The sequence below is a fragment of the Gimesia fumaroli genome (assembly GCF_007754425.1).
Lineage (GTDB): Bacteria > Planctomycetota > Planctomycetia > Planctomycetales > Planctomycetaceae > Gimesia > Gimesia fumaroli.
The window spans coordinates 2,522,716-2,536,891 of record NZ_CP037452.1 but is presented as its reverse complement, the minus strand read 5'-3'; the positions used below and the strand labels follow the sequence as shown (position 1 = coordinate 2,536,891).

Annotated in this window: 8 protein-coding genes; 7 read left to right on the top strand and 1 reads right to left on the bottom strand. The window is 49.2% G+C overall.

The genetic code is table 11. From position 1 onward, the window contains the following. Window positions 1-26: 26 nt before the first annotated feature. The 7 genes from Enr17x_RS09735 to Enr17x_RS09705 all read left to right on the top strand — a co-directional run bounded on the left by Enr17x_RS09735 (window position 27) and on the right by Enr17x_RS09705 (window position 12,694). On the top strand, window positions 27-554 hold the full coding sequence (locus Enr17x_RS09735; protein ID WP_145308202.1) for a DUF6790 family protein: 528 nt from the start codon (window positions 27-29) through the stop codon (window positions 552-554). A 56-nt stretch (window positions 555-610) separates the two neighbouring features. Beyond that, window positions 611-916 carry a hypothetical protein gene (locus Enr17x_RS09730; RefSeq protein ID WP_145308200.1) on the top strand — a complete coding sequence of 102 codons (306 nt, stop codon included), beginning with the start codon at window positions 611-613 and terminating at the stop codon, window positions 914-916. Window positions 917-1,110: 194 nt separating this feature from the next. Next, on the top strand, window positions 1,111-1,893 hold the full coding sequence (locus Enr17x_RS09725; RefSeq protein WP_145308198.1) for a hypothetical protein: 783 nt from the start codon (window positions 1,111-1,113) through the stop codon (window positions 1,891-1,893). 485 nt (window positions 1,894-2,378) lie between these two features. Beyond that, complete coding sequence (locus tag Enr17x_RS09720; RefSeq protein WP_145308196.1) at window positions 2,379-3,281, top strand: PAS domain-containing protein; 903 nt, start codon at window positions 2,379-2,381, stop codon at window positions 3,279-3,281. Window positions 3,282-3,305: 24 nt separating this feature from the next. Next, window positions 3,306-7,001, top strand: coding sequence for a PAS domain S-box protein (locus Enr17x_RS09715; protein ID WP_315853068.1), 3,696 nt, complete (start codon window positions 3,306-3,308; stop codon window positions 6,999-7,001). Window positions 7,002-7,089: 88 nt separating this feature from the next. Continuing rightward, window positions 7,090-8,775, top strand: coding sequence for an HDOD domain-containing protein (locus tag Enr17x_RS09710; RefSeq protein WP_145308192.1), 1,686 nt, complete (start codon window positions 7,090-7,092; stop codon window positions 8,773-8,775). Window positions 8,776-8,974: 199 nt separating this feature from the next. Then, on the top strand, window positions 8,975-12,694 hold the full coding sequence (locus tag Enr17x_RS09705; RefSeq protein WP_145308190.1) for a hybrid sensor histidine kinase/response regulator: 3,720 nt from the start codon (window positions 8,975-8,977) through the stop codon (window positions 12,692-12,694). Window positions 12,695-12,746: 52 nt separating this feature from the next. On the opposite strand, the gene Enr17x_RS09700 is transcribed toward Enr17x_RS09705, so the two are convergent. Further along, window positions 12,747-14,174, bottom strand: coding sequence for a DUF1552 domain-containing protein (locus tag Enr17x_RS09700; protein WP_145308188.1), 1,428 nt, complete (start codon window positions 14,172-14,174; stop codon window positions 12,747-12,749). Window positions 14,175-14,176 lie beyond the last annotated feature (2 nt).

The following is a 14,176-nucleotide window of genomic DNA, read 5'->3' as shown; positions in this document are numbered from 1 at the left end:
TTTCCTAGTAGTAGTAAGGACATCCTTTGAACACGCTCATCCCATTCGTACTGGAAAATTTCACACTCAGTTTTCTGATCTTGGGCCTCATAGCTTCCGGGATTGCGCTTTTGACGAAGCCGCGTCCTCGAACAACGGCTGTGATCATCGAAGCGTTGTTGGCTTACTTCCTGCTGTTTTCAGTCGGCTTTTCTTTTTTCTATAACTTCGTCATGCATTCCTTTTTCGGAGAGACGGCGGCCCGGTTTATCGGCTGGCAACAAAGCCCCTTCCAATTTGAAGTCGGAACTGCCAGCCTGGGATATGCCGTCGTCGGCTTTCTGGCATTCCGCGGAAGTCTGGGAATGCGGGCTGCGGCTGTTGTAGGGCCGTCGATGTTTCTACTCGGCGCTGCGGGAGGGCATATCTATCAGATGATCACCGAACATAATTTTGCCCCTGGAAATGCCGGCATCATCTTTTATACGGATCTATTGATTCCCATCGTGGGTTTTGTGCTCCTAGGATTGCACGCTCGCTGTCAGCGATCCGCTCAAACAATTCTGCAGTCCTGAGTTCGTTTCTCCCATCGCAAACACGTATCTGACTTTCAGCTGGGATTGAAAGATCGATGGACATTGACATCCAGAAAGAACTGGCCGGAAAAAACCCGGCCCGCGTAGCGCCTCAAATCAGGCGGAATGTCAAAATCCAGAAACAGCGCGTGCAGATGCATTTGATAATGACGCTGTTCTTTCTGGCCCTTGCAAGTGCGCGTCTGATTTTCTCTTGGGTGCCGCTCTGGGTTCAACTGTTTGCGCTGATTGCCCTGCCTTTCACTGCGTTGGGAATTTACGGAGACGGACGTCTGCTGAAATATCAGCAGCAAAAGCTGAAACTGATTGAAGAAATTCTGAATTCCCGGGCAGAATCCTGATTTTAGATTGATCCAGTCGACTGTCTGAAACGTTTTCGCTGATACCAGCGCAGTGTTTTCCATCAACGAAACCCGTATTCTCTAATGCATGGTAACAGCACCATTTTTTTCTGGATACAATCGTCGTCGTGTTTCATACTAAACGTGCAACTGCTGAATTCTTTTGATCGAATTTTCCTGCGAAAGGTAAAACGATGAAATCTCGCGCCCAGTTTTTGCTATTACTCACACTCATTCCGATTGCCGGTTGTGCCGCGGCTGCTTCGCCTGCATTTCAAGCAGTGGTCGTTGAAATTGGTAGTGAAGCAGCTCACATGGGCTGGGACGCCTTTGTGAATCAGGTACGCATGCATAAGTTCGGCGATCAGTCTCTGGCAAAAGTGATTCGTCCGGAATATGTCAACGTCGATCCCCAGGATCAGTTACAGGGAACGCTGAATAAACCGATCCGCGTCATCGTCAACATTGATGGCAATCCGCGAACGATCTCTGTCAACAATGCGCACGTGTTTCGCCCGTTCCCCGAAGCAGACTGGACGCTGGCATCGGAAGACGTCGCTAAAATTGAACAGGAACTCGGGCTCTCCTACTGGCAGGGTTCTATCCAATCCAGTAATCGTGCCCAGCAGGTCGATCTGGAACTACGTGTGATTCAGGAAGGAAAACAAATCCTGGGTACCATCGCGTATCCCACTTTGGGTAACGCCGCAGCCAAGGTCAAGGGAACCATTGATGATGACGGCAAAGTGGAATTTGATGCCTATAGCACATTGCGCAGTTCAAAGTACGTCAAGTTTCCCTGCGCCTACTCAGGTAAACTGAATGAGGGAGTCATCAAAGGACTCTGGACAACTGATGGCGCCAAACGAGATCTTAAAGGTCGGTTCACACTGCATCATATTGAAAAACAGACCGAGGTCCGCGAGATTGATCTGGCAACGGAGAAGCAGGAAGAAAGCCCAGTAGACTCACAATAGGGATGAGTCGCTTCGTCACTCTCAGCTTTCAATCATTCATGCAATGCGAATCACATTGACACGTCAATCGCTGTCTTGAAATTGGCTGTGCCATCACCTGCCAGCCATTTTCATTTAGAATGCCTGCTCTCTCATTTCCAACAGAAATACCTCGCGCTCCGGACTTCCCCACCGTTCTGTGTCAACTTGAGGCATCTCCCTCTATTCGTCTCAACTTCAATTCCTGCTACCTGTTGCATACCAATCTACAATCAGCGAGTGTGAGGAAAAACACTCTAACTGAGGGGGAAAACCTGTTTTTCCCTGCGCATTCTGGAACTCTGTCCTAAATTTGGGAGGGAGGCGGTAACGGTACAGAGCCACACCGTCTCCATCAGAGTCTTTCTGGATAACCAGATAAAAGTGAGTAACAAGCCTCACTCAACAATCTTTATCAATATCTGAGAACAATTTTTTGCTCTCATTTTTTCATATAAGAATCAGCCATGTCTTTACGTTTCAAAACGAACTATCGAATCCGGCTTTTCATCCCGACACTCATCTTGGGGATGATTGTTTTTGGTGCGAACTCGTCTCCCCAAGCCGCTGAGTCAAAAACGGAATTGAATTTGAACAAGGCTGGGGAATGTGCCAACGGCCTTTGTCAAAAAACTTCTTCCACAACCGCGCTGAGTGCCGAAGGACCGGGAACGTTTTTCACAAAGCTGTTCGACACAAGCGACTTCCCGGCACGCTGGTACTGCGGTAGCTGGTCATCAGACGTTGGCTGGCTACATATCATTTCTGACATCGCCATCTTCGCTGCCTACTTCGCGATTCCAGTTGTGCTGCTCTATTTTTTACTGCAACGCAAAGATTTACCTTTCCCCAAAATCATCTGGTTATTTGCAGCCTTTATTATGTTTTGTGGATTCGGACATTTGATCGAGGCTGGCATTTTCTGGTGGCCCGTGTATCGGTTTTCTGGGCTGATCAAAGCGTGCACTGCCATCGTCTCCCTGATAACTGTTCTGGTATTAATTCGTCTGGTCCCGGAAGCCCTGAAATTTCCTTCCGCAGTTCTGCTTGCCAAGGATCTGCAACGGAGTAAAGAACGGCTCGACTTCGCTCTGGAATCCGGGCAAATTGGTGTCTGGGAATGGAACATTAAGACGGATACGCTCTCCTGGGATCGAAAAACAAGAGAAATTTTCGACGTAGATCAGGAACAATCTGTGCTTAGTTTCACAGATTTTAGTAAACGGCTTCACTTAGAGGATCGGGAGCGAGTCATTTCCCGAATGAAAGAATGTACTGAGACCAGACAGACTTTTAACGAACAATATCGGGTGATCTACGACAACGGTTCCGTTCACTATATCCAATCACAAGGGAGAGTTGTTTTATGAGATGATGCACAACCGGAACAGTTCATTGGCGTCTGTCTCGATTTCACAGAAAAACAGCTTCAGGAAAATGCGCTGCTCGAAAGCGAACAGAATTTCCGTAGTACGTTTGAGCAAGTCGCAATGGGAATCGCACATGTCGCACCAGACGGCCGCTGGTTGCGCGTGAATAGTGGACTCTCTGAAATCGTCGGTTACAGTAGTGAAGAACTTCTGGAACTAACATACCAGGAAATCACACACCCCGATGATTTAGAGACAAATCAGAAGAATGTCGAGCTTTTGATTGCTGGGGTTATCGAATCATTTTCGATGGAAAAACGATATTTGCATAAAAAAGGGGCACTCATCTGGACCAAGGTAACCGTCTCACTCATTCGACACTCCTCGGGTGAACCAAAACATTTCATCTCAGTCATTGAGGACATTCAAAGACGCAAAGAGGTTGAGGCGTCCCTTGAGATGTATAACAAAAAAGTCAAAAAACTGTCATTGGTCGCCAGTAAGACAAAACATCCTGTCATTATTTGCGATCCCCAGGGGAAAATCGAATGGGTCAACGATGCTTTCACCTATTTAACCTGCTATTCATTAAATGATGTAGTTGAGAAACATCTGACAGAAATTCTGCACGGTCCCAACACCAATCATGAAACCATGGCAGATCTCAAATATCACATCGAATTAAAAGAAAGCGTTGCTACCGAAATCGCCATCTATGACCGTGAAGGATACGAATACTGGATTGAACTCAAAATCGACCCGGTATTAGGGGATGATGGTGCACTCCTGAATTTTATCGCCACGCAAATCGACATTACTGCACGGAAACAATCGGAAATTGCCTTAAGAAAAGTCAACGCCCAGTTCAGCAAGTTACTGCAAGCCGACATCCTGGGAATAATGACATGCCGTAGCGACGGGAAAATCGAACAGGCAAATGATGAATCGCTACGAATTCTGGGTTACACAGCTGAAGACTTTGACGCAGGTCTAATCGATCTCAAAGCCTTGACTCCTCCAGAATGGCTGGAATGTGATCAGGCAGTACAACGCGAAATTAAGGAAACCGGCGCCGCAAAACCTGTCGAAAAAGAATTTTTCCGCAAGGATGGAACCCGTGTGCCGGTTGTCTTTGGAGTGACCCAGTTGGATGAAGCCGACGATTTATGTCTGTGTTTTGTCCTGGATGCAACCACTCAAAAACAGAAAGAGGCAGAAGTCGCACAGCATTCGCGAGAATTACAAATTGCGACCGAGAAAAGTAAAGCAAACGAACGCCGCATCGAAGCGATTGTGAATACCGCCGTCGACCCCATCATCACCATTTCCGGTATTGGTAATATCAAATCATTCAACCCGGCAGCAGAACGGCTGTTTGGCTATACTGCCTCCGAAATTCTGGAAAAGAATATTAAACTGCTCATGCCATCACCGTATCGCGAAGAGCACGATGGTTACCTGGCCCGTTATCTGGCGACCGGAAAACAAAATGTCATCGGCAGCGGCCGGGAGGCGATCGGCCAACGGAAAAACGGAACGACGTTCCCGCTTCACCTTGCAGTGAGTCAGGTTGTTGTCGAAAACAGTGGAAAAGACAAAGAAATCCTCTTCACCGGTATTATTCGGGACTTGACCGAACAAAAACAAAAAGAGGCAGAAGCTGCGGAACGCACGCGAGAATTACAAATTGCGACAGAGAAAAGTAAATCGAATGAACGCCGCGCGGAACTGGCAAACAGGACGAAAAGTGACTTTCTCGCTAACATGAGTCATGAACTCCGCACCCCACTTAATGGAGTCATCGGGATGACGGAGTTGCTGGCTGGAACCAATCTTAGTCAAAGACAACAGGAATTTGTGGACGCCTGTCGGAACAGTGGCGAATCATTACTCAAATTGATCAATGACATTCTGGACTTCTCCAAAATTGAAGCTGGTAAGCTAGAACTCGATATTCATGATTTCGACCTGGAAAATCTGGTCATGGATACGGCCCGGACTATGGTTTGGCGTACTGCAGAAAAAAAACTCGAACTGCCCAGTTACGTTCATCCCGAATCGCGTTTAGTCTTGAAAGGTGACAGCTATCGCCTGCGACAGATTCTGGTAAATCTATTGGGGAATGCAATCAAATTCACAGACACGGGAGAAATCGTGGTTCGTGCTCAATCCGTTTCGCGTAAGGATGATCAGATCACAATTCGTTTTTCTGTCTCCGACACCGGAATCGGAATCTCAAAAGACAAACTCAACCGATTATTTCAGTCATTCTCACAGGTGGATGCGTCCACAACGAGGCATTATGGAGGAACCGGCTTAGGACTCGTCATCTCACAAAACCTGGTCGAACTGATGGGTGGTGAGATAGGCATTGAAAGCCAACAGGGAGTCGGATCTACTTTCTGGTTTGAAATCCCGTTTACGGTCGTTTCCGATTCAAGGGTTGCCTTACCCGTTGATTCACCGATTGCAGGTAAGCGAGCCCTCATCGTTGAGGACAATCAGACCAAACGAACGATTATTCAGGCATATATGACCGAATGGAACATAGAATCGATCGGCACCGCGTCTGTAGACGAAGCCCTGGACGCGATCAACAACGCGAATGCAGAAAACAGGCCCTTCGATCTGATCGTGACGGACTTTGATATGCCACATAGAAATGGGCTGGATCTGGCCGAGGCACTCAAAGATTCACCAGAAAAAATGGTCCTGCTTCTCAGTTCAACCAATGTTGAATTTACCGATCGCGAACTGATGGAATACGGCATTGATACGATTCTCCGCAAGCCGATCCAGCGTCATAAACTCTACGAGATGATCTGTAGTTTATTCGCAAACAACGGCGACAAACAATTTGTCAGTCTCTCGCATAACGATCCTGTCAGTCAGACTGCAAAAAAATTACCCACCACTCGCATCCTGCTGGCAGAAGATAATAACATCAACCTGATGTACGTCACAGAGTTGATGCAGCAACTGGGCTGTATGTGCGATACTGCATGTAACGGCCTCGAAGCAGTCAAAGCGGTTCAACAACGCAAATATGACCTGATTCTGATGGACTGCCAAATGCCTGAGTTAGATGGATTTGAGGCAACTCGAAAAATTCGTGAGTTAGAATCGGAAGGCAGATTAAAAGGACACATTCCCATTGTTGCCCTGACCGCCAATGCCATAAAAGGTGACCGCGAACGTTGTTTTGAAGCAGGCATGGATGAATACCTCAGCAAACCTGTCCAGAAGAATCAAATCATCAATGTACTTGAGCGAATACTTAGCCAGAAAGAGACTACTGTGATTGAAACGCCCCTCGCCAATGCCGAACCTACTAATGGAGAGGAATCTTCAGTTCCCCCTCCCATTGACGCCGCGCTGTTACTTGAACGGTGTTTTGGAAGCCTGGATCTTGCAGGATCTCTATTAGATGAACTGGAATCGACGGGACGGGATCGTGTTGCAGAAATTCGGCAACAGGCAGAAGCAAGTAATGCCCAGGAAATGGCGCTGGCAGCACATTCTCTGAAAGGTGCCACCGGTATTCTGTGTGCTTCATCACTACTGAAATTATCTGAAGAAATCGAACTCGCAGGACACGAATCAGAACTGGAAGGGATCGAAAACCTGATCGATCACATTACCAGTGAAATGGAACGTTGCCTCAACAATCTCCCACAACTACGAGAAGAAATGCGACTTTTGAAAGAAGGTGATGTGTAATTCAATGAACGGTTCTGTTCGAGCTGTTGTACGACACATTAAGTTAATCTATTTAATCTGCAGCGAAAAGCTGCAACTGGTATGAATCATGAACTCAACCATTGACATCATGGACTTTCGCGCGTTAGTTACCGATGACGACAAAATCGTGAGTCGCATGCTTTCCGCTGCCCTGACTCGGGAAGGTTTCCTCTGCAATACGGCAACGGATGGAGTCCATGCCCAGGCTTTACTCAATCAAAAACCATATGACCTTGTCATCACCGACTTGCATATGCCGAACAAAAACGGACATTCTCTCGCCATTGAATTGCTGGAACAGGAATTCCGCCCTGTAATCATGGTCCATACTGCGATTAAAGATCCAAATCTAACGAAAGACCTCACTTTCCGCGGAGTTGAAGATGTTTCTTTCAAACCGACCGATTATGAACTACTGGCATCCAAAGCGCGCGGTCTGGCAGAACGACGCCGTGAAAAACTGGAAGAAGAAGGTGCCGGTTCCAATATGTCCGCCTTAGAAAATAAACAAAACACAAAAGAAATGCTTCCCGTCAAAAGCAATCTCACCAACGGAATTCGAGTCTCACCAACAAAAGTCTATCAAAGCATGTCGCAACTGGACTCGGTTTTCCCGTTGTCCCACGTCCCCTTTGATGTGTACTCGCTCGCTTCGAGAGAAAACGCGGGTGTGGATGAACTGGCTCAACTCATAGTGCAGGATGAATTACTGACTGCAGAAATTCTCAATCTTGCAAATTCAGAGGAAAGCATCACTGAGAGTAATGAAACGGTTGATCTGGAAAAGGCAATCTTACTCCTGGGATGCCAGCGGATTGGAGAATTGGCCATCATGTCGGGCGCGAAACTGGCGTTGACCAGCTGTAGTGCGCCTTGGATCAATTGTGAGCTGCTCTGGAAACGAAGTCTCGCTGCCAGTAAAACCGTCCGCATCATTGAAAAAACGCAGTTCAGCAGTTCCGATGGCTCTGCTTATCTGTGCGCGTTATTCCATCCGGTCGGTCGTATTGTACTGGCGACTCTCTTCCCGGAGGAACATCGCGCATTGACTGAACACTGCCAGGAAACCGGCGAGTCACTGGATTTAGCAGAAGAAGCAGCGTTCGGACTCTCTTACGGACAGATTGCCGCTCGTTTTTTCTCAGCATGGCGAATTCCGGCAACATCCAGATTGCCCCTGGAACATCTCACACGAACATTTGACGAAATGATTTCTTTACCTGATCCCACACGTCAAAATATAGAAATCGTGAAACTGTCTCTCCTTCTTTCACGCATTGCGATGTCGCTCTGGGACCCCTGCGATACGATTGATATCCCTCGCAGAGCCGTCTTAAATAAACTGAATATGCCATCGGTCCAGAGAACGCTTGCCTTAATTCAGGAAGCATGCGATTTTGAATGTCTCCCTCAACCACTTCAACCGGAATTGGAGTCGGACCAGCTCTTACCGAAGATCGCAACACTGATTGAGTATGTTTCCACTGCCTCAACTACTTCCGACTTGCTTTTCCCCCTGCTCAGCTCGCTCGGGCTGAATATTCATGATCAACAACTCGAACTGGCCCATTTAAACCTGATTGACGGCGTCTCGCTGGGTAATAAGCATCTTAGCGAGTTTATCGAGGACCAGCACCTGCCCGATTACATAGGTATTATTCGCCATTACAAAGATGCCTCTCTGTTTAAACCAGGTGCTGCGATCTGCCTGCCAACCACCGTTCAAAAACTGTTTTCATTTTTCGCAACTTAAATGGAAATTCTAAATCGACTTTCTGGATAAAACCATTATTGATCTGTTGATCTAGATATCGACTACTATCCCCATCAGACATAGGCAGCAACAAGTCTCGCACAAACGAAGAGGGCACCTGCCATTTTTTTTACAGACAGCATCTATTTCTGCTGACCAAAGACTTTCCTACCCCTCTCCGTAGCTTATACTGTCTTGAATGAAAGCAAGCCTGATCATCTTCTTTCTTGGTCTGACGATCAGTATCCTGCTCCCCTGGAGCATAGAACGTCAGATAACGGCACCCAATTTTGAAGAACAACCAGAACAGATTCCCCGCAGCCGTGATAAACGGCTTGTAAATACACCTGCGCTGGCGGAACAACCACACTTCGAGCTGGCTGTGGAAATCGGTGCCGAGTTATCCGGCGCCTGTCTCCAGGACCGCGACGGGTTTCTCTGGGTAGGCACTTATGGAGGCGGCCTCTATCGTTATGATAGCCGTCATCTCAAACGTTTTTCATCCAGCTCCGGTGAGCTGACTGGCAGTAATGTGACGTCTCTCTATGAAGATGCAGACGGTGTGATCTGGATCGGAACACTCAGCGGCTTGAATCGGTATGACAAAAGCACAGGACGTTTCTCACAGGTCCCCATTCCTGCTGGTCCCCACCATACAGGCAAAGCAGGCATCTGGATGCTGCTGGGAGATGAAAACGGTCTGCTTTGGATCGGCACAAACGGCCAGGGACTGCTGAAATTCAATCCTGAAACAAACACGGTAGTAAGTTACCGCCATTCCAATCAGGATTCCGAGACGATCCCACACGATAACGTTTATAAAATTTCTGAAGACCACAACGGGAAACTGTTACTGGCAACATTTGGTGGAGGAGCTGCCCGCTTCGACCCGGCAACAGGCAAAGTCGATCTGCAGATCAGGACCACCGATGGTCTCAGCAGCTCTCAAGTCTGGTCGATCTTCGAGGATAGCCAACAGATCCTCTGGATCGGTACCCAGGAAGGCCTGGATCGTTTTGATCCCCAATCTCGAGACATGACTCATTTCCCCTACGAGCCGAACAATTCTCAAACTCTGGGCGGCCCTGTTGTCACCAGCGTACACGAAGATCGAGAAGGAACGCTCTGGATCACTACCTTTAATGGCGATGCCAGTCTGTCGCGTCTCGATCCGGATCAGGGTAGTTTTACCCGCTTCGGTCCGACTCCAGGAGGACTCTCTCGACGCGGTGCGCGCACTGTTTTTGAAGATGAATCAGGAATTTTCTGGATTGTCAGCCTGGATGGACTGGTCAAATTTGATCCTCATAGCAGGGGATTCGATCTGGCAACTCTGGGAAGCGGACTGCTTCCCATTTACGAAGATCATGCAGGCACCATGTGGCTCGGCACTATTGCGGGGCTTCGAAAATTCGATCGCAAAAAAGGAACTGCAATACCAGTAGCCGACTCACAATTGAAAAATCAGCTCGTTTCTGCATTCGCTGAAGACAGTCTGCATCAATTCTGGATCGCCGTCTATGGCGGCGACCTGCTCCACTTTGATCGAAAGTCTGAGCAAATTTTGACCCGCTACAGCCACGACCCTGCTGACCCGGAAAGTATCCCTGCATCAAACTGCATCCGCCGCATCATGGAGGATAATCTCCACCCCGGTTCCCTCTGGCTGCTAACTCAGGGAGGTGGCCTGGCTCATTTCGATACCCAAACCGGAAAAGCAACCCGCTTTGTCCACGATCCCCAAAACCCGGCCAGTCTTGCCAACAATACGGCAAGCTATGGTGCCTTACATCAGGATGTGGATGGAACACTCTGGATTGGTACGGACAACGGCTTGGATCGGTTACCCAAAAATGCCAGCAAATTCGACCATTACTGGCATGGTGCCCAAAAGTCAGGCGGATTGCGTTCTGGCGTAATCCAGTCGATCCATCGAGACCACAAAGGCGTGCTCTGGATCGCGACGTCCGACGGGCTGCATCGTGTCACCGACGAAGAACAGGGAATCTTTGAACGTTTTACCGTTGAAGATGGCCTGTCGGATAACATGATCCTTGGGATTCTGGAAAACGAAGGACGCCTTTGGCTAAGTACGGCCAATGGTCTGACCGCCTTTGATCCGACGGGAAAGCAACCTCCACAGGTATTCGGCCGGGAAGAAGGCTTACAGGGCGATTCGTTCCTGTTAACCTCATTTCACAAAACCCGGGACGGCGAGTTCTGGTTTGGTGGCCCGCGCGGCGTGACGCATTTTCGCCCGGAAAAACTCAAAGCCAACGACTATATACCACCTGTTGTCCTGACAAGCCTGACCCAGGCACAGGTTCCCATGCCCCTGGATTCCGCCCCCAGCCGCGTACACAATATCGAACTCGCATGGCCCAAAAATTATTTTGAATTTGAAGCAGCCGCCTTGAGCTACTCAATGCCCGGCCTGAATCGCTACCGTTTTAAGCTTGAAGGCTTTGACACAGCCTGGTTTGAATCACAGGATGGCTCAGGACGTTATACCGGCTTGCCGGGCGGTCAGTACCTGTTGCGCATTCAAGGATCGAATAATTCCGGTCTGTGGAATGAAAAAGGAGTCTCGCTTGGTATCACTGTGCATCCCCCCTTCTGGCACTCGCGTTGGTTTCGAACACTCGCTTTAGTACTGGCAACAGTACTGATTTCCGGAACCGTCAGGTACGTGGAAGTCCTGCGTTATGAAGTACTCCAACGCCGCAATGCGGAACAACAACGGGATCAGGCGGAAGAACGCATGCGGGAAGCCACTAAAATGGAAGCATTAGGCCGCCTTGCCGGCGGCGTCGCACACGATTTCAACAACCTGCTGACAGTCATTATGTGTGAACTGGAGCTGGCAAATCTTCAACTTGAAGAACAACCAATCGAAGAAATTAAACCCGCACTAGCTTCCATTGAGGAAGCAGCGGAACGGGGAACGGAATTGACGCGACAACTACTGACATTCAGTTCCAACCGCTCCTCGAATCGGCAGTTGATCAACTACAATCAACTCATCAACGAAACACTCCCCTTCTTTTCCCGAGTTCTCGGCGAAGACATTCAAATTGAATGCGATCTGGCTGATTCGCTGGGATTCGTTCTGGCAGACGCGGGAAACCTGCATCAGATTCTGATGAATCTGGTGGTCAATGCGCGACATGCGATGGCTGAGGGAGGCACTTTGACCTTTGCCACATTCGAACAAACGATTCCCCAATCGGAGGGTACACCGGAACGGCCTGCAGGAAATTACATCGGACTCTCGGTCCGAGATACGGGCTGCGGCATGGACGAAGAAACGAAACAACGAATTTTCGACCCCTTTTTCACCACAAAAAGAAATGGCGAAGGAACCGGACTGGGACTAACCTCGGTCAAAGAGATTGTTGAGCTACATGGAGGGTTTATCGAGCTGAACAGCGCACCTGGAACCGGAACCTGCTTTCGTTTCTTACTTCCCAGGACAGACTGTCAAAGCATCGAGCAGCCGCCCCGGCAAGCGCACAGCAAGCCACAGAAAGGCACAGGTTCAGTTCTGCTGATCGAAGATGACCGGGGGGTCAGCAAGGCACTGCGGGATATGCTGGAACGGGATGGCTATCGGGTCGTCGAAGCGGAAAACGCGACCAAGGCACTGGCGATCTGGAAAGAAACACCGTCGCACTTTATCGCAGTCGTCTCTGATGTCGTATTACCCGACTTGAATGGTGACGGCGTGGTAGAAAAAATCAGAGCGGAACGCCCCGAAATTCCGGTCCTCTTCATTTCAGGCTACACACCCAAACAGGTGCAGTTGAACCCCAGCGGTTCTGGTCCCTGGAAAGTACTTCACAAACCAATCCAGCGAGAAAGTCTGTTGAGTGCATTAACAGAACTACTCGTAGAATCTGATCAGCAGGTAATCAGCTAAAACCTTTATAAATAGTACTCACGTTGAATCTTCAATGAATCCCATACAGTCCTTAAGCCCGGATCGAATCGATGGAATTTGACGCGCGTTTCAGAGGGCCGAGCCGGTCTTTGACATCCATTCCCGCCAGCATCGTATTGTAAACATCGATCCCTTCCGCCCCGACATCCATGATTTCACCCGTTTTGAATCGGCCATTGGCGCCGGTAATCGCGTGGAATACACCCGACAATTCGCGTTTCACATCATTGTGACGGCCATCGCCTGACTCGGTAGAAATCGTAATCAGCGAATTTTCCAGAATCGTTCGACCATTGGCCTCTCTGGAATCAGCATCGTCCAACCGTTGCAGGAAATAAGCGATTTCACGCATCTTCATGTGAGCATGCGCCCGCAGTGCTTCATTTTTCTTCTTTTCATTGAACTTGTGCCACCATTCGTGACTGCAGCCTTTATCGCCTGAAGCCTTCTGCTGGCGGGCATCATCGAAATGCCAGATTTTTTTGCCGTCATATGCATAATCGCCCGTCAGTCGAATCCGTTCTCCCGCTGCCAAAAAGGTCAGCGCCCCGAACCGGGTGCGATCCATTTGAATTGCCAGTGCATACAAGTCGGCCATCAAACGCCATTCAGTCGTCAGCTCTTCCAACGTGATATCAACACCCATCCCCCCCGGGTCTGCCGGACCGCCGTGAAGAATCTGCGAACGGGGCGGCAGCTCTGGTGCGTTCGGATTCTTGTTCTTCAAAGCAAAGGCACGCTGTTCGAATTCACGAATGCGATCAAGATGATCGGCAACGCGCGACTTGGAAGCCGACCCGAGTGGCGAGTTCACTCCGGTATAATATTTGTAGTCCGCGACGACCGAATCCAGCACGCTCCGTTTGAGCCGTTTCCGACGCACATCCGATTCGTCACCCGAGAGAGAAATCGAACCAAAGACACGGTCAAACAGATCGCGTGGCTTTTCCTGCATCGTGGCGGCGACGGTACAATCCTGATTGTAACTATGCACATAACGTCCCACGCGACTGCGCCGGAAAAATGTCCCCCCGATCAATGTCGGTACCATGCCTGCCGGCAAGCCTTTGGGGTAATGAGTTTTGCGGACTACCTGATCGATCGAAGGTCCTCCTGAGCGGGCTTCTCCATTCGGCGGTTCCGCGGTAAACGCACCGGAAGCACCATCGTAGTGCGCATTGATCCCCTTCTCATCACAGCGGATCTGATCGACATTCCGCATAATCAGCAGTTTGTCTTTTAGCGGCTTGAGCGGTTCCAGCACGCCCTCATAACCTTCTGTCTGTAGAGGCGCGGGAATTCCAAGACCAAAGAAGAGGTTGAAAGCCCTGACCGGGACCGTTTTCTCGGGAGCTGCTTCCGCCGGGGAATCCAACATTTCTTCCAGTATCGGCAGTCCAATCGTCGCAGCCCCCATGCTTCGGAGCAGTGTCCTGCGGTTGATCGTTCGTTTTCTCATTC